Raw genomic sequence first — 18,479 nt, forward strand, 5'->3', positions numbered from 1 at the left:
TTTTTATTACTTACTTTCTCTTTCGTATTCCTCAATATGATCAAATTCCGGATAATGTTTTCGGGCTTTAGACCACATTAAATAAATAGCCGGAATTACAAATAGAGTCAAAGCCAATGAGAAAATAGTTCCTCCAACGATCACAACCCCCATTCCAATTCTACTTGTAGACGCCGCTCCAAGTGACATTGCGATTGGTAAAGCTCCTAATGCAATTGCTAAACTGGTCATCAAAATAGGACGTAAACGTGCTTCTGATGCTTCCAGAATGGCTTCTAATTTTGGTTTTCCCTGTTCTCGTAACTGATTCGCAAATTCGACAATCAAAATACCGTTCTTGGTTACCAGGCCAATAAGCATTACAGTCCCAATCTGACTGAAAATATTCCAGGTTTGATTGAATAACCACAATGAAAATAAAGCTCCCGCAACCGCCATTGGTACTGTCAGAATAATAATAAGCGGATCTATAAAACTTTCAAACTGAGCCGCAAGAATTAAGAATATCAGCAATAAAGCCAATCCAAATGCAAAAGAAGTATTTGAACTACTCTCAACAAAATCTCGCGATTCTCCACTTAAATCGGTGGTAAAACTCTGATCTAAAACTTTAGTTTTAATTCGATCCATTTCTTCAATACCATCGCTGATACTTTTTCCTGGCGCCAAACCTGCAGAAACCGTTGCAGACATGTATCTGTTATTGTGATACAATTGTGGCGGATTACTTTGTTCTTCGACTTTTACCACATTATCCATCTGAATTAACTGACCGGATTTATTTCTAACAAACATCGAAGTTAAATCCAAAGGTTTTGAACGGTCTTTTTGATCAAACTGACCAATTACCTGATATTGTTTTCCGTTTTTAATGAAATAACCAAAACGTTGTCCGCTTAAGGAAAGTTGTAAAGTCTGGGCAATATCCATAATTGATATTCCTAAACTTTCTGCTTTTGCGCGGTCTATACTTACGTTGATTTCAGGTTTATTAAATTTCAAATTGACATCTGAAGTCGAGAAAACCTCACTTTTGCCAACTTCATTCATGAAAACAGGAATTTTTTCTCTTAGTTTTTCAAAAGTTGGAGCCTGAATAATATACTGAATCGGAAGTCCTCCACGTCGGTTTACGGCAATTGTAGGCTGCTGAATTACAGATGTTTTAGCGTCCGGATATTTTTTAGTCCATTTGGTTAATTTATCAGCAATATCTTTTTGGGATCTGGTTCTTTCATCTGGTTCTGTCAATGATAGTCTGATGAAACCGGAATTTGTTGCGGAACCTCCTGAACCTCCAGCGGTGATTACTAAACTTACTTTTTTCTCCGGAATAGAATCATCAACCAATTTTGACATTTCCTGCATAAAACGGCTGGTATATTCATAAGATGAACCTTCGGGAGTGGTCATACGCATCGTCACAGAACTACGGTCATCATAAGGAGCAGTTTCTTTTGGAAGAATGGTAAAAAACAAATAGATCAATCCAAAACAAGCAATTAAAATAGGGAAACTAATCCATTTTTTCGCCATAAAACGCCCAAGTGCGTCTGCGTAACCACTATTTAATTTTTCGAAAAAAGGCTCTGTTCTAACATAGAATTTTGATTTTTTCTGTTCGCCGCCTTTCATCAAATAGGCATTCAGCATTGGCGTTAAAGTCAGGGATACAAAGGCAGAAATTAATACCGCAGCCCCAATTACAACTCCAAATTCCCGAAAGAGTCGGCCAACAAATCCTTCTAAGAAAATTACCGGTAAAAATACGGCAGCAAGTGTAACAGAAATCGAAATTACGGCATAGAAAATTTCATTAGAACCTTTGATTGCGGCTTCAATAGGCGACATACCTTCTTCGACTTTTTTGAAGATATTTTCGGTAACCACAATTCCGTCATCAACCACTAAACCAGTTGCAAGAACAATAGCCAACAGCGTTAATACGTTGATCGAAAATCCAAAAAGCCACATGATAAAAAACGTAGCAATTAAGGAAACGGGAATATCAATCAAAGGTCTGAACGCAATTGCCCAGTCTCTAAAAAACAAATAGATAATAATAATTACCAGAAGAATCGAAATTCCTAAAGTTTCGGCTACTTCAAGTACTGATTTTTTTACGAAAAGCGTATTATCCAGTGCAATGTTTAATTTTATATCCTTTGGAAGATCCTTTTTTAAAGCGTCATATTTTTTATAAAACTCTTTTGAAATATCAAGATAATTGGCTCCCGGCATTGGCACAATAGCCAAACCAATCATAGGAAGTCCTGATGATGTTAAGGAAGTTTCTATGTTTTCAGGACCTAATTCGGCACCGCCAACATCGCTCAAACGAACAATTTTGTCTCCATCGGTTCGAATAATAATATTGTTGAATTCTTCTGGTTTAGAAAGGTTTCCAATTGTCTTTACCGTTAATTCGGTATTGTTTCCGGTTAATTTTCCAGACGGTAATTCTACGTTTTGCGCATTTAAGGCGTCGCGAACATCAGAAACTGTGCAGTTATAGGCATTTAATTTTACAGGATCAATCCACAAACGCATCGCGTAACGTTTTTGTCCCCAAATTTGAACACCACTTACTCCCGGAATAGTTTCTAAACGCTGCGAAATGACATTTTCTGCATAATCACTTAATTCTAAAGAGCTTCGGCTGTCACTTTGTACCGTCATCGAAATAATAGATTCACTATCGGCATCGGCTTTAGAAACTACCGGCGGCGCATCAATATCCTGCGGTAAACTTCTAACGGCTTGCGAAACTTTGTCACGAACATCATTTGCCGCTTCTTCTAAGTTTTTATCTAAATTAAATTCGATTGTTATATTGCTGCTTCCCTGATTACTGGACGAAGTGATATTTCTAATTCCGTCAATGGCATTTACAGCTTTTTCAAGAGGTTCCGTAATCTGCGATTCAATAATATCAGAATTGGCTCCGGTGTAGTTTGTTCGGATTGAAACCTGCGCAGGATCAATCGAAGGGAATTCACGAACACCCAAAAAGGTATAACCAATGAAACCGAATAAAATAATTAAAAGATTCAGTACAATGGTTAAAACAGGTCTTCTTATACTTGTGGTTGATAAACTCATGTGAGACTTATTATTTTAGATTTCAGATTGTTGATTTTAGATTTCTGATGCTTAATCTGAAATCTAAAGTCTAAAATCTACAATTATTTTACTTTAACTTTTATCGGGGCGTCATTTTTTAATGACATAACGCCACTGGTAATCAATGTGTCTCCGGCTTTTAATCCTGATAAAATCAAAATAGAAGCATCAGTTCTTGTAGTTGCATCAACCTTAACTTCTTTGGCTTTGCCCATATTGGCGATATAAACTTTTTTACCGTCTTGTATCGGAACAATAGCTTCTGATGGTACAACGATAGCATCTTTTATAATGTTTAATGGTAATTTTACATCGGCAAAAGTTCCCGGAAAAAGTTTTCCGTCGATATTATCTGCAATAGCGCGAACTTGTAAAGTACGTGTTGCAACGGCTACTTCCGGCTCTATTGCATAAATTTTTGCGGAGTAAACTTTATCAGATCCCGAAACTGAAAAATCGATTGTTGAACCTGATTTTACTTGTGAAGCATATTTTTCAGGAATAGAAAATGTAATTTTCAATTTTCCTGAATTGACCAATTTTGCCACTAAAATAGTTGGTGTAATATAAGTTCCCGGTGAGATAGAGCGCAAACCAATTTTTCCGGAGAAAGGAGCTTTAACAGCTGTTTTTGCAATTTGAGCCCTAATTAATTGAGTTTGGGCTTTCATTGAAGCATAATCTGCATTTGCAACGTCAAATTCTTCCTGACTAATGGCTTCTTTTTGAAGTAATAATTTAGCTCTTCTTTCATTTTCGCCAGCCAGACCTTCTTTGGTTACAGCCTGTCTTAATTGGGCTTTCAGTTCAATATCATTTACCTTAAAAAGTACTTGACCTTTGTTTACATAAGTCCCTTCATTAAAGTAAATACCTTCAACAATCCCTGAAACTTCGCTGCGGATTTCTATTTGCTCATTTGCTTCAATTGATCCTGATAAGGACAGGTTATTATCAAATGTAGAAGTTTTTACTACAATTCCCGATACAGTTGTTGGAGTATCTTTATCGCCAAATTTTTTAGATTCGTCGTTTTTACTTTTATTAGATACCACTCGATAGGCAATAAATCCTCCCAGAACGATAATTAGAAGGGCGTAGATTAGGTTTTTTACTTTCATAAAATAGGGGTGAATGTGTTTTTGGTCTTTGTTTTAGTAAGCTTGCAAATTTAACTTTTTGAAGTGAAAACGAAAGGGCTTAGCCTTTATTTAACACTTGTATGTACAAGTTTTTTAATTAATGCATTAATTAGACTATGCTGCTTAACAATGGTTTAATATGAATGTAAAAAAAAGTTTTTTCAGTCTTATTTTTCAATCCTTAAAAGGCTTAAAAAAACGTAAAAATAGATGTTTTGATGTGTTTTTTATAGGTTTTTACTTATTATTTGAGTAAAAATACGTATTTTAAAATTAAGAAAAATCTTTCAATAATGCTATTTAACGTATTTTACCCGTTTTGTGTTGCACTTTATCGATTTTATTTGTAACATTGATAAGGTTAAACAAAATACTTTTTTTGATAGAAAAAAACCTATATTTTTAATTCTTAAATTGTTATAACATGAGAATTGGCGCCGTATTTTAAGTAATGGATCAATATTAGTAAAAAATTGCATTAACAAGTGTTTATCTTTTTTTATCCCCAACAAAGAAAATAATCAGTTTATGAAGAAAAAAATACTTTTGACCTTATGGTTTTCATTATTACTTACTGCAATTTCTTTTTTGTTTTGGCAAAATGAATTTAAATATAGTTTGCCAACACCAATCCCCAAAGATTACCATGTGATAGCCATGGGAAGTAAAATTGATCTCAAATGCTGCATGGCGGATCACAGACCGGTTTTTATTCATTTTTTTAATCCTGAATGTCCTTGTTCTCGTTTTAACGTGCCTCATGTAACGGAATTAATCAAGAAATACGGAGATCGGATTAACTTTAAAATTGTGGTTCTCAACAAACAGAAGAATTTTACAATCGAAGAAATCCAGAAAAAGTTTGATGCCAATATTCCTGTGTACTTTGATGAAGGAATGGCAAAAAGCTGTGGTGTTTTTTCGACCCCGCAAGCGGTTCTTCTCGACGATTCTCAAAATTTATATTACCGCGGAAATTATAATAAAACCAGGTATTGTACCAATGCCGACAGTAATTATGCCCAGCAGGCAATCGAGTCTTTGCTGAAACAAAATCATGCCCCCTCATTTGATGCTTTAGCTCTGAGAGCTTACGGATGTTCGTTACCAAAATGCACTAAATAAATCTATCCTTAACCTAAATTATTTAATTTATGAAAACAAAAGCCAGTTTGAATGAACAAGATTATCTGTACAATTTCATGTCGACAATGACACAAAAATCAGATACGATTATCAATTATGTTCTTGCCGTTTATTTCCTTTTCGGAATTGCCTTAGCCTTTAAATACGATACTTTTGAAATAGGAGTAGGGGTTGGGACTTTGAATTTACTAATGTATTATTCTGCAAAGTTTTTTGTCAAAAAATCTACCTTATACCAATATGTATTATCGGTCGTTTTGGCAATATTTATGGCGCAGTACATTTATCAAATGCACGGACTGTTTGAGATGCACTTCACGGTTTTCATTGCAAGTACCATTTTAATTATTTATCAAAACTGGAAACTTCAAATTCCGCTTACCTTATTGGTAGTATTGCATCACGGAGCTTTGGCATATATGCAAAATTTTGTTTTCAGCGATCCAAAAGGTTTGCAATTGTATTTTTCGCAGGTTAACTTTGATATCGAAACTTTTGTAATACACGTTGTATTGGCAGCAGTTGTATTTTTTATGAACGGATATTGGGCGTACTATTTTAAGAAACACAGTCAAAATCATATTTCTAAAATTTCTGATGAATATGAATTGGAGAACATAAAACTGGCATCTGCAAAATACAATTCTCTGTCTGCAACAAAAGACTACAATGACTTTATTCACAGAACAACTTTGGATTTAAAACTTCCTGTAAATTCAGTTTTAAAACTTATCGATGTTTCAAAAGGACATACTGACAACGATAAATTGCTTAGTTACTTAGAAATGATGAGAGAAAGCGCTAAAAAAATCGACGATTTAGTGAATGATATTCATGTTAAGTCCACAAATAGCAGAGGATAATTTGATAAAAACCAACTTCCAAATCAATTATTAATTTATTAATCGATTTTATTTTATGCTCAGTTATGCTTTTCAATCGGCCAGTCCAATGCTGATTACTTCTAAAATCATTTAAGGTTTGTTTAGAAAATAAAAAACATATTAATGATTTTAGAAGTATAACTTAACTAGAATAATACATTAAAGGAATTCAACTTTATACGCAAATATAACTGTATATTAATTTTAAATACAAAAATTATGGATACCAGAATTAATCGCCCAACTCCATCAGATAGAGAAGTTGATTGGAATAAGAATAAAGTTTTACTGAGTAAAACAGATACAAAAGGGACAATTCTATACGCCAATGAAGATTTTATAGATGTATCAGGCTATGACGAATTTGAGCTGATTGGACAGCCTCATAACGTAATACGTCATCCTGAGATGCCAAAAGTAATTTTTAAATTCTTGTGGGACAGTATTAAAGCAAGTCAGAATATTCATGTGATTATCAAGAATATGTCCAAAACAGGGAGATATTATTGGGTTGTTACTGATTTTAAAATCATAGCCGATAGCGATGGTGAAATCGTAGGATATTTTGGAACCAGAAAATCAGTTCCTGAAGACATTGTCGTAAAATTTATAGAACCGTTGTATAAAAAACTTTTACATATAGAAGAAGTGAGCGGAATTCATGCTGCCGAGGAATACTTAATTGGTTTTCTTGAAGAACGCAAGAAAAGCTATATGGAATATATCGATCATCTTATTGCAACAGGAAAAGATGATAAAAATAAAGTAAGTAAAGGCTTATTTAATGGTATTTTTGAAAAGAAAGCACCACCAAAGAAATAATACTTTAAAAAACTAACTATATATGCTTCATTGCGTCAGGAAAATATTCAAAATCTAAAATTTGTCCCCCAACAAATCTGAAATCACCTTAGAAATGATAATTGAATATTTAGAACTTAAACAAGATTTAAGTTTGATACAGTGAAGTATATTTTTTTTAAAATTCCAATTTTGAAAAAAAAATCGAATTCTGAAATTCCAAATTCCAACTTAAAAAATCCTAAATTCTATTACCGATTGTTTTAGGCTTTTTTTAAACAATTATCCCACAAAAAATTACGCAAGGAATCGCCAGGTTTTTTAAGTATTTAATTTTTTGAATAGCCTCCAGCTTTAGCTGGAGATACTTAATGCGCACAATAAAATGGCTTTAGCCAAATCACGCATTTTTGGCTAAAGCCATTCAGAGTGATTTTATACAAACTCCAGCTAAAGCTGGAGGCAATTCAAAACAAAACTTTGCCGAAAAAATTATAGTTTAAAAAGGCTTAATTTAATGACATTGGGATAGATTCCAGACTCAGCACCTTAGAAACTTAGAGCTTTAGAACCTTTTCTTAATGCCTTTGTGCCTTTGAACCTTTGTCCCTTTGAACCTTTCTCAACTAATATAATTCCAAATATTCTTCTTTTTTGTAAGCTCCATAAAAACAGCTTTTAAGACGGCATGTTCGGGTTTTTGGAGCGGTCCGTCTTCTTTTAAGATCTTCAGGGCATAATTTCGGGCAAGACCCAAAATATCACGATCACGAACAATATCTGCAATTTGAAGATTTAAAACTCCACTTTGCTGCGTTCCCATTAAATCTCCGGGACCACGAAGTTTAAGATCGACCTCGGCAATTTCAAAACCATCATTAGTCTGAACCATTGTATCCATTCTGGTTTTACTGTCATCACTTAATTTATAGCTTGTCATAAGAATACAATAGCTTTGTTCGGCACCACGACCCACGCGGCCACGTAATTGATGGAGTTGAGACAATCCAAAACGCTCTGCACTTTCAATAATCATAACACTGGCATTTGGTACGTTAACCCCAACTTCGATAACGGTTGTTGCCACCATAATGTTGGTTTTACCTTCAGCGAAACGTTTCATTTCAGAGTCTTTATCTGCAGGTTTCATTTTTCCGTGCAAAATTGAAATCGAATATTGAGGCAATGGAAAATCGCGGGAAATACTTTCGTAACCGTCCATTAAATCTTTGAAATCCATTTTTTCTGATTCCTGAATCAAGGGATAAACAATATAAATTTGTCTTCCAAGAGCAATTTCATCTCTCAGAAATTTCCAAACCTTCAAACGATTACTGTCAAAACGATGCACAGTCTGAATGGGTTTTCTTCCGGGAGGCAATTCATCAATTACAGAAATATCCAAATCGCCATACAAACTCATTGCCAGAGTTCTGGGAATAGGAGTTGCGGTCATGACTAAAACATGAGGAGGAATTTCGTTTTTCTTCCATAATTTAGAACGTTGTTCTACGCCAAATCTGTGTTGCTCATCAATTACCGCCAAACCCAGATTTTGGAATTTTACTTTATCTTCCAATAAAGCATGAGTTCCAATTATGATATGTAAACTGCCATTCTCAAGCTCTTCGTGAATGATTCTTCGGGTTGCAATTTTCGTAGAACCCGTTAGTATTTTTATGTTGATGTTTAGGGTTTTAGCCAATTCGGATAACCCGATAAAGTGCTGATTTGCCAAAATTTCTGTCGGTGCCATCAAACAAGCCTGAAAACCATTATCAATTGCCAGAAGCATACTCATGAATGCAACGATCGTTTTTCCAGAACCAACATCTCCTTGTAATAAGCGGTTCATTTGGGCATTGCTTCCCATATCTGAACGAATTTCTTTGATTACTCGTTTTTGAGCATTGGTAAGGGAAAACGGCAGATGATTTTGATAAAACTCATTAAAGAATTCACCCACTTTTGTAAATGGATGCCCTTTTATTTTATGTTTCCGAATAAGATTTTTAGTAATTAATTGCAGCTGAATAAAGAACAGCTCTTCAAATTTTAATCGGAATTGGGCTTTCGCCAAAGCGTCGGTACTTTTAGGAAAATGTATGTTGAATAATGCTGCTCTTTTCGAAATTAATTTTAATTCTTCGATTAAATAAGACGGAAAAGTTTCTGTAAATAAAGCTTGAGTTTCAAGAAACAGCTGCTCCATCATCTTATTAATTGTTCTGTTTGAAATTCCTCTGTTTGTCAGGGTTTCCGTCGAAGGATAAACAGGCTGCATCGCGGAGCGAAGGCTTTTTTCGTGCTCGCTAAATAACTCAATTTCCGGATGTGCCATACTAAACTGACTGCCGTACAAAGAACATTTTCCAAAAATCACACAAACTTCATTTAGTTTTAAGCTTTCACGAATCCATTTATGTCCCTGAAACCAGTTTAGATCTATTTGTCCGGTATCATCCACGAAAGTGGCAACGAGACGTTTTTTGTTTTTGGCAAATTCAACCGTTTTGATATTGATGATTTTTCCAATAATCTGAACTTCTGAACCTGTATTTTGAAGTTCGTTTATCTTATAATAACGGGTTCGGTCGATATATCTATTCGGAAAAAAATTGACTAAATCACCATATTTATGAATTCCCAATTCCTTACGAAGCAACTGACCACGATTTGGACCAACACCTTTTAAGTATTCGATAGGGGTTTCAAGGAGATTATTAGACATGAAATAATTTTAGATTTTAGATTTCTGAATTTAGATTTAAGAAATAAATTATAGACAAAAATCTATTTTCTTTATTCTATACGCTGTTTATCTTTTAAAAAGCGAAGATAGATTTTAATTAGGAAATTTGAAAATGAGAGAATTTAAAGTATAGAAAATAATATCTTTGAAGAATAAAATCACAAGAAATGACAACACATTTAGCACTTTTAAGAGGAATCAATGTTTCCGGACACAATATGATGAAAATGGAGGCTCTGAAAACAATGTTGGAAAATATTGGTTTTAAAAATGTAAGAACCTATCTGCAATCCGGAAATGTTTTTGTGGACACAGAGGAAGAAAGTGCGTCGAAAGTAGCTTTTATAATAAAACAAGAGATTTTTAAAGTTTTTGGACATGAAGTTCCAACCATTGTCATTACCAAAGAAGATTTGGAATTGTGTTTCAAAAACAGTCCATTTCTAAAAGATAAAGATGCTGATACCAAAAAGCTATACGTGGCTTTTGTTTCGATTGCTTTAAAAAGCGAAAATATAAATGATCTAAAAATCAGCCAGTTTAAACCTGATGAAGCCAGTATTGACGGCAACAGAATTTTTATTAAATATGATGTTGGTGCAGGAAAAACAAGATTTGACCAAAAATATATCGAGAAAAAATTGAATGTTACAGCAACAATTAGAAATTGGAATACGGTTACAAACTTGCTTAGTATGTTTTCAGAATAGTTTGAGAATTAGATAATCTGTCAATTAGATAATTAGATAATGTTATAACATTGACTGCAAATTTTTAATATAATCAGCAGCAACAATAATTATCTAATTTTCAAATTATCTAATTGGCACATTATCTAATTGACACATTAATCTCTGATCCATTTTAGCATTATTGGAAATGCGCCTTTATTTTCCTTTAATGCGCGTTCCTTCCCTAAGCAAAGTCCGATCCACTCCAGAAAAGGAAGGCCAATGTAAATTTCATTTTCAAAATTTGAAATCAACCATTCGGAGTCATTTTTATAACCTTCGGGATGAAAAACAAATTCAGTTTCTAATTGCAAATATTTCGCTGCAGCAAACGACCAAAGTATAGCACCCATTTCTTCGCCACCAGAAGGCCAGGAAGCTAACATTTCGCTAGTACCGGCTCTATTTCTCTCGGCAGAAGTGGTAACAGCTAAATGTCCTGCTTCATGCAGAATATCGCCTGGATATAATAGTTTTTCATAGTCAATATAAATACAATTTGGACCCACACTTAATCCTGGAAGAAAAGTTTCTTGTAACTCTTTTTCAATTACATTAATTCCAATTTCATGGAGAAATAATATGACTTTTTTAAGTCCTAAACTGTTCTCTTTTATTGACATATGGTTGAGTTTTTTAATAAAAATTTATTCTAATTGTTTATTGCCGTCTAAATCAAATCACAATACCAGAATCCAAAATCAAAAGCATCACTGGAATTTGTATCGCAAGCTGTATCTGATGATTTTTCGGTTTTAGGTTTTTCATATTTTCGATAAACAATTTCTCCGATTTCAAAACTTATAGGTTCCGAAAAAATGGGTCCGTCAAAAGTAAAGGTATGAAATTCGCCATTTTCGCCACAAACATCTACATTTTTAGGTAAATCATTTATAAAGTTTTGATCAATTACCCGTCCAACAAAACTTTTATCTAAATAACGTTCATTTACACAAACCACAATAGTCTTGAATCCTAAAGAAATAAATTCCTGTATCAAATCGTGAGTTGGAATTTTCCAAATAGGAAAAACGCCTTCAAAACCTAATTTTGCCAATTGATCTTCTCGATATTTTCGTAAATCTTCCAGAAAGATATCTCCAAAAACTGAATGCGTAATGCCTTGTTCCTTTAATTCAGTCAAATTTTTGGTCATTACTTCCTCATAAACTTCCATCGTTGGCATTTCGGGAATTTGCAGAATTTTCAAAGGCAAGTCGATGCTTTTTGCTTGCGCTTCAAGTAATTCTACACGAACGCCGTGCATCGAAATACGCTGAAACTGCTGATTGACACTTGTCAATAAACATTCGATTTTAAAATCAGGGTTTTGTAAAATTTTGTACAAAGCAAGTGCTGAATCTTTTCCGCTGCTCCAGTTAAATAAGGCTTTTTTTGGTGTTGACACGATAATGTAATTTTCTGTTGGTAAACTTACAAATTTCGTTCGATTTGTTGGCGAAACCTTGTAACTTTGGATTTCTTACACGCCAAAAAATGACATTATTTAAAGAGAAGTATAAAATAGGTTCGAATCGATTGAAAAATTGGGATTATTCCAGTGAAGCAGTTTACTTTATTACATTAGTGACTAAAAATAGAGACTGCATTTTTGGATCTATTGAAGAGGATAAAATGATTTTGAATGAGAATGGAAAAACAATTGAAACGGAGCTTTTGAAATCGATAAAAATTCGCGAAAATTGGTTTTTTCATAATTGGGTTGTTATGCCAAATCATATTCATTTGTTGATTGAAATAATGGAACCACGATTTAAAAATAAACAGATTGTTGACAAACAAAATTTGGGCATGCAAATTCCGCACATGGAAATTGGCGACAACCAAATTGGTGACAAACAAATTTTCGGTATGCAAATTCCACGCACAGAAATTGATGATATACAAATTGACGACATGCAATTTCCACACACGCAAATCGTAGAGACGCACAGCAGTGCGTCTGCGTCCGGTATATCGACAAACAATGAGGTAAACGATCTGACAAACATTGGCGAGACGCACTGCTGTGCGTCTCTACGTGATAATTGGGGTGATAATCGAGATGATAATTATGGTAGTAATTTGAATGATAATTGCGGCACAAATCGCGGTGATAATTGTGTAAATATTAATGAGAACAGAAATCGTAACAACAAAAATCAAGACCAATTAGATTCAATATTATTACGAAAACCAAATTCAATATCTTCATTTGTTGCGACATTCAAATCGGTAACAACGAGACAAATCAACGGAGTCGAAACCATATGGCAATCCAATTATCACGATCATATTGTGCGTAATTACAAAAAATTTGACATTATTTACAATTATATAAAAACCAACCCAAGAGCATGGGAATTGGATTCTATGAAACCCTAATCTTCAATGAAATATATTCTTTTATTCTTTACCACTTTCATTTTTGCACAGCAAACCCAATTTGTCGATTTCAAATCGGTTAATGCGCAATTAAAATTAAACACATTAGACAAATCGATTGCAGGATCAGTTGAATATCAGTTTGAGGTTCTAAAACCTATAGACACTATTAAAATTGATGCCAAAAACATGGAGTTTTCTAAAGTTTTAATCAATGGAAAAATCGTCAATTCTATAACTACAGAGAAACAATTACAGATTATTGGTGATTTTCAAAAAGGAAAAAATCAATTGACTTTTGATTATTGGGCAAAACCCAAGCAAGCGTTATATTTTATTGATATAGAAAATTCAGAAGTTCAAATTTGGACTCAGGGGCAAGGAAGATATACCAGTAATTGGTTTCCGAGTTTTGATGATGTCAATGAAAAACTGATTTTCAACTTGGGAATTACTTTTAATAAAGAATATCAGGTAATCTCAAACGGAATTTTAAAGGAGAAAACAACAAATGGCGATTTAATACAATGGCAATACGGAATGGAAGAACCAATGAGTTCTTATCTGGTAATGCTCGCCATTGGAAAATATGATAAGAAAGAACTGAAAGCTAAATCAAAAATTCCGTTGGAATATTATCTGGAGAATAAAGACACCAATCGGTTTGAGTCTACATATCGGTATTCAAAACGTATTTTTGATTTTTTGGAGAAGGAGATCGGTGTAAAATATCCTTGGGAAATTTATAGAGAAATTCCTGTTCGTGATTTTTTGTATGCCGGAATGGAAAACACAACTTCAACACTTTTTGCAACACGTTATGTAGTCGATTCAATTGGTTTTGAAGATAGAAATTATACTAATGTTGATGCGCATGAATTGGCGCATCATTGGTTTGGTGATTTAATTACGGCAGAAAGCAGTACGCATCACTGGCTTCAGGAAGGTTTTGCAACTTATTATGCGCTACTTGCAGAAAGGGATATTTATGGGGAAGATTATTTTTATTCGAAATTGTATGATTCTGCGCAACAAATAAAATTTGCTTCCAGAACAGATTCAGTTCCGGTTCTAAATGCGAAAGCAAGTTCTTTGACTTTTTATGAAAAAGGGGCTTGGGCATTGTTTATTTTGCATGAAGCGATTGGAGATAAAGCTTTTAAAAAAGTCATAAAAAATTACCTGAAAAAGTATGCTTATCAAACAGTTAATACGCAAAATTTCTTTGACGAAATAAAGAAAGTTTCTGATTTTGATTTGGATAAATTTCAGAAAACCTGGTTAGAATCTCCCGTTTTTGATACACCAACTGCAAATGCTTTATTGAGCAAGAACAAAGCAATTCAGATTCGTTTAGAAGTAGACAAACTTAAGAAAACACCACTTGCAGAAAAAGAAGTTTTTCTTAAAAAGACATTAGAATCGGATGTTTATCAAGGAATAAAACAAGCAATTGTAGATCAATTAGTAAATGAAAAATACGAGGCTAAAAAAGCACTCTTGCTTGTCGCTTTGAATACGAATAATGTACAGGTTAGACAGGATGTTGCAAGTACCTTGACTAAGATTCCGGAAGATTTCAGGTTGGATTATGAAACTTTGCTTAACGATAAATCCTATCAGACGCAGGAAATTGCATTGTTTTGGCTGTGGAAGAATTTCCCGGAACATCGCTCAGAATATCTTGACAAATCTAAAAACTGGATTGGTTTCAACGATTATAATCTTCGTACAATGTGGCTTTCATTGGCCTTGTCTACACCAAATTACAGCGATAATCCTGAAGCTTTGGGTAGTGAGTTGATTTCTTTTTCTTCTACAAAATATGAAGCTACAACGAGACAAAATGCACTTGAAAAATTAATATCGTTTAAAATTATTAACGATCAGGTTCTGAGTAATTTAGTTTCGGCTACAACGCATCATATGTGGCAGTTTTCTAAGTTTGGAAGGGACACAATTCGATTTTTATTAAAAAATTCAGAGATGCGTGTTTCATTTGAAAGAATTTTGCCTAATTTGACCCCCGATGAACAGTTCCAATTGGATCGTTTGTTGAAAGAGAATGAAGTGAAGAAGTAAGAAGTTGAGAGTAGAGAAGCAAGAATAAAGAAGCTAAATGTAAGAAGGCAGATTTGACGTTTAGTAAAGGTCTTTCCTCTTGCTTCTAAAATCTTGTCTCTTCCTAAAAAAATCCAAAAACAAATACCTACAATATATTTATGAGAGCATTGGTTATTTCTGGTGGAGGGAGTAAAGGAGCATTTGCCGGCGGTGTTGCGCAATATCTAATAGAAGAAAAAAATTACGAATATGATTTATTTATAGGAACTTCTACCGGAAGTTTGCTAATTCCGCATTTGGCCCTTGGTCATATTAAGAAAATTCACTCGGTTTATACGAATGTTACTATGAGTAGTATCTTCAATATTTGCCCGTTTGTAGTGAAGAATAAAAATGGAGTAGATATTGTGACCATTAATCACTTTAATGTTTTACGTCAGTTTTTTAAAGGAAAGAGAACTTTTGGCGAAAGCAAAGGATTGAAGAAATACATCCGCAATAACTTTAGCATTTCTGATTTTAATAAATTGAAAAAACTGAATAATGATGTCATAATTACTGTAACCAATTTTACTAAAAACGAATCAGAATATAAATCTATAAAAGATTGTAGTTATGAAGAGTTTTGTGATTGGTCCTGGATTTCCAGTAATTATGTTCCGTTTATGAGTTTGGTCGAAAAAAATAATTACGAATATGGCGATGGCGGATTCTCAAGTTTGGTTCCGATTCGTGAAGCTATAAATCGTGGAGCAACAGAAATTGATGTAATCATATTAGAAACCGAAGTGAATATGGATAAAACCGTTATTGGTAAAAATCCTTTTTCGCTAATGATTGATTTGTTCCGAATTGCCTTGGATCAGGTAGAAAAACACGATATTGCTATAGGAAAACTTATGGCAAACAACAAGAATGTGAAACTTAACTTATATTACACACCAACCAAGTTGACTAATAATGCACTTATCTTTAATAAAGAAGTGATGAAAGTATGGTGGCAACAAGGCTTTGAATATGCTCAGAATAAATCTGAGATTATGAGTGATAATAAGTAAATAAAATGAAAAAATACTGCGGAATTATATTTACTGCTATCTATGCAATGCTTTTTAGAATTTTGGTTGAATACAATATTATTGAATTTAATTCATTAGCTTATTTGATCGTTGTACCCATCATAATGGGATGTTTATCTTTTTTGATTGATATTGAAGTATTTGTCAATAGTCGTTTAAAAGTTATTGTCTTTCTGTTACTACTTTCTTTTTTGTTCTTATACTTTGCTTTTCGAGCCCGATTTGAAGATTTAGGATGTTTGATTATTTTGGTTCCATTGTATCTAATTGTTTCTGTTGTAGCGAGTTTTCTTTTTAGGTATTTTTCTAAAATTAAAATAGAAAGCAGAAAGAGAAATACAATTAGAAACATTTCGTTAGTCATCATGATTCCAATTGTTTTAGGCAATATCGAGAAATACATAGAAAAAAAAGAATCTAATTTCCAAGCTTCGCAAACAGTAGAGATAGATGCTCCAAGAGAAGTAATTTGGAATAATTTACCTTCAGTTCCTAAACTTACCAATTATATTCATAATACTGTTTATAATTATTTAGGGTTTCCCAACCCGGTAAAATCAGAATATAATGCAGAAACAAATACCAGATTAGGATATTTTGATAATGGAATAATATTAAATGAGAAAATTATTGAATCGGACGAATTCAAAAAAATGTCTTTTTCTATTAATATTGATAAATCAAAGCTTGATAATAGTCAAACGTTTCAGCGTGTTCTTAAGAATAAAAATGTCGTTTTTACTATGATTACATATCAATTAGAAAAAATAGGTACTGAAAAAACTAAATTAACTCTTGTCTGTGATTATAAAATTCGAACAAATGTGCCTTTTTACGGAGAATTTTGTTCTAAAAATATAATTTCCGATTTTGAAAGTAAACTGCTAAAGGCTTTAAAAAGGAGAATTGAAAGTAAATAACTTTAATAAATAAAAATGAGTGAATTTAGATACAGTATTTGTGAGCCTACAAATCCGAAAATTATTGAAAAGGGAAAAATTGATTCTTCTGAGATAATGCAAATTGTTGAAGATTTTCCGTGGAAATTGCATTTAGAAGAAGTAGAGAATTCAAAGAACACTTATTATTCACCATCGCTTGAATTTGAAAATTTAAGCAATAAAAATGGTTTGGCAATTTCTGCTGTTGGCAATCCTGCTAAATATGAGTTTTATGTATTTTTCAAAAGACCTAAAATGCAGAAAACGTGGTTTGGTTTAAGTGAAAAATTAAACAAAAATTATACTTCTGAATTGCTTGACCAAAATAAAGAAAAAACAATTGAAATTTTAAAAGCTTTAATTGATAATAACTTAAGTTTTTTAGAACGTAAATTTCAATAGTTTTATAAAGTTGATTTATTGATAAGCGTAGTTAGAAATTGACTAAATATGATAATATCTTTTGATCTTGATGATACATTAATTTCTAATAAGTTTGAGCTGGAAAAATCAAATTTATTACAGCAATTTTTAGGTCTTGAAAATCTAAGAAAAGGAACGGTAGATTTATTTAGAGAACTAAAAAAGCAGAAGCATCAAATTTATATTTATACAACTTCCTACAGAAGTGAGTCCCGAATAAAGTGGACATTTTATTCTTATGGAGTTTCTGTTGATTTTGTGATAAACCAACAGAAACATCAAAAGTCAATCCGTAAAAAAGATATGTATTGTTCAAAGTTTCCACCTATGTTTAATATTGATATTCATATAGATGATTCAATTGGAGTGGAAATGGAAGGTTATAAATATGGCTTCAAAACCATTATAATTTCTGAAAAAGATGAAAATTGGACTCAAACAATTCTGAGTAATTTACATTAGATAAAAAAATATAAATTGAACTTTACCAAAGTTCAGAAACCTCATTTTTAATGTACGCCAAAGCAGCATTACTAGGCGATTGTTTTTCTAATAAATCGTTTAGAATTACTTCACGTAATTTATCTGCACTGTCAACGCGATCACTCATGGCAGTCTTACGGATGATTTGTATGGTTGAATTTTTAGCCGTTGTAATAATCGTCCAACTTTCATCAGACATATATATTTGTTGTGCTAAATTGTGTTCAAATTCATTTTCGATTTGGTCAATTAAGATGTTTTCATAATCGTGTTTCTCGTTAGAAATTGGAGCAATTCTAATCAATAGTTTCGTAAGATTGATACGCTCTAAGTATAAAGTCATACGCTCGTAAGCCTGTAAACGTATTGGTAATGATTGTTTTTGATATTCTCTGTTCAATAAAAAATTACGTTTTTTATCGTTGTTTTTAATGTGTAGTTCAAAAAAACTATACGCTACAAATCCTGTAACAATTGCTGGTAAAGTATAACTGGCTAATTCTATAATTCTTGTAAAATCCATTT

General features: G+C 33.0%; 16 protein-coding genes. 10 read left to right on the plus strand and 6 right to left on the minus strand.

Features of this window, described 5'->3' with window-relative positions:
• Positions 1-6: 6 nt before the first annotated feature.
• Both EAH81_RS01855 and EAH81_RS01860 read right to left on the minus strand, forming a co-directional pair.
• On the minus strand, positions 7-3,102 hold the full coding sequence (locus EAH81_RS01855) for an efflux RND transporter permease subunit (protein WP_140503116.1): 3,096 nt from the start codon (positions 3,100-3,102) through the stop codon (positions 7-9).
• 83 nt (positions 3,103-3,185) lie between these two features.
• The gene (locus EAH81_RS01860) at positions 3,186-4,244 is read right to left on the minus strand and encodes an efflux RND transporter periplasmic adaptor subunit (RefSeq protein ID WP_140503118.1); all 1,059 of its coding nucleotides are present in this window, start codon (positions 4,242-4,244) and stop codon (positions 3,186-3,188) included.
• A gap of 549 nt (positions 4,245-4,793) precedes the next feature.
• Between EAH81_RS01860 and EAH81_RS01865 the strand changes: the two genes are divergently transcribed.
• The 3 genes from EAH81_RS01865 (at position 4,794) to EAH81_RS01875 (ending at position 7,117) form a co-directional block, all read left to right on the plus strand.
• A complete protein-coding gene (locus EAH81_RS01865; RefSeq protein ID WP_140503120.1) occupies positions 4,794-5,390 on the plus strand; it encodes an AhpC/TSA family protein in 597 nt (198 codons plus the stop codon).
• A 29-nt stretch (positions 5,391-5,419) separates the two neighbouring features.
• Positions 5,420-6,274 carry a hypothetical protein gene (locus tag EAH81_RS01870; RefSeq protein WP_140503122.1) on the plus strand — a complete coding sequence of 285 codons (855 nt, stop codon included), beginning with the start codon at positions 5,420-5,422 and terminating at the stop codon, positions 6,272-6,274.
• A gap of 240 nt (positions 6,275-6,514) precedes the next feature.
• Positions 6,515-7,117 (plus strand): PAS domain-containing protein, encoded by a 603-nt coding sequence (locus tag EAH81_RS01875; protein WP_140503124.1) that lies wholly within the window; start codon positions 6,515-6,517, stop codon positions 7,115-7,117.
• Between the two features lie 601 nt (positions 7,118-7,718).
• On the opposite strand, the gene recG is transcribed toward EAH81_RS01875, so the two are convergent.
• Positions 7,719-9,827 carry an ATP-dependent DNA helicase RecG gene (recG, locus tag EAH81_RS01880; protein WP_140503126.1) on the minus strand — a complete coding sequence of 703 codons (2,109 nt, stop codon included), beginning with the start codon at positions 9,825-9,827 and terminating at the stop codon, positions 7,719-7,721.
• 188 nt (positions 9,828-10,015) lie between these two features.
• On the opposite strand from recG, the gene EAH81_RS01885 reads away from it, so the two are divergent.
• Positions 10,016-10,558: a DUF1697 domain-containing protein gene (locus EAH81_RS01885; protein ID WP_140503128.1), complete on the plus strand. Its 543-nt coding sequence runs from the start codon at positions 10,016-10,018 to the stop codon at positions 10,556-10,558.
• 137 nt (positions 10,559-10,695) lie between these two features.
• Here EAH81_RS01885 and EAH81_RS01890 read toward each other — a convergent pair whose 3' ends face one another.
• Both EAH81_RS01890 and EAH81_RS01895 read right to left on the minus strand, forming a co-directional pair.
• Positions 10,696-11,202 carry a hypothetical protein gene (locus EAH81_RS01890; RefSeq protein ID WP_140503130.1) on the minus strand — a complete coding sequence of 169 codons (507 nt, stop codon included), beginning with the start codon at positions 11,200-11,202 and terminating at the stop codon, positions 10,696-10,698.
• Positions 11,203-11,249: 47 nt separating this feature from the next.
• Positions 11,250-11,987: a diphthine--ammonia ligase gene (locus tag EAH81_RS01895; protein ID WP_140503132.1), complete on the minus strand. Its 738-nt coding sequence runs from the start codon at positions 11,985-11,987 to the stop codon at positions 11,250-11,252.
• Between the two features lie 89 nt (positions 11,988-12,076).
• Here EAH81_RS01895 and EAH81_RS01900 point away from each other — a divergent pair, with 89 nt between their 5' ends.
• The 6 genes from EAH81_RS01900 (at position 12,077) to EAH81_RS01925 (ending at position 17,933) form a co-directional block, all read left to right on the plus strand.
• A complete protein-coding gene (locus EAH81_RS01900) occupies positions 12,077-12,964 on the plus strand; it encodes a transposase (RefSeq protein ID WP_140503134.1) in 888 nt (295 codons plus the stop codon).
• Positions 12,965-12,970: 6 nt separating this feature from the next.
• Positions 12,971-15,046 (plus strand): M1 family metallopeptidase, encoded by a 2,076-nt coding sequence (locus EAH81_RS01905; protein WP_140503136.1) that lies wholly within the window; start codon positions 12,971-12,973, stop codon positions 15,044-15,046.
• A gap of 140 nt (positions 15,047-15,186) precedes the next feature.
• Positions 15,187-16,086, plus strand: a complete 900-nt coding sequence (locus EAH81_RS01910; RefSeq protein ID WP_140503138.1) for a patatin family protein — start codon at positions 15,187-15,189, stop codon at positions 16,084-16,086.
• A 5-nt stretch (positions 16,087-16,091) separates the two neighbouring features.
• A complete protein-coding gene (locus EAH81_RS01915) occupies positions 16,092-17,027 on the plus strand; it encodes a hypothetical protein (protein ID WP_140503140.1) in 936 nt (311 codons plus the stop codon).
• A gap of 15 nt (positions 17,028-17,042) precedes the next feature.
• Complete coding sequence (locus EAH81_RS01920; protein ID WP_170214116.1) at positions 17,043-17,450, plus strand: hypothetical protein; 408 nt, start codon at positions 17,043-17,045, stop codon at positions 17,448-17,450.
• A 48-nt stretch (positions 17,451-17,498) separates the two neighbouring features.
• A complete protein-coding gene (locus EAH81_RS01925) occupies positions 17,499-17,933 on the plus strand; it encodes a hypothetical protein (RefSeq protein ID WP_140503142.1) in 435 nt (144 codons plus the stop codon).
• Between the two features lie 22 nt (positions 17,934-17,955).
• Here EAH81_RS01925 and EAH81_RS01930 read toward each other — a convergent pair whose 3' ends face one another.
• Positions 17,956-18,477, minus strand: a complete 522-nt coding sequence (locus EAH81_RS01930; RefSeq protein ID WP_140503144.1) for a hypothetical protein — start codon at positions 18,475-18,477, stop codon at positions 17,956-17,958.
• Between the last annotated feature and the right edge of the window lie 2 nt (positions 18,478-18,479).

Source organism: Flavobacterium pectinovorum (assembly GCF_006438875.1).
GTDB classification, from domain to species: domain Bacteria; phylum Bacteroidota; class Bacteroidia; order Flavobacteriales; family Flavobacteriaceae; genus Flavobacterium; species Flavobacterium pectinovorum_A.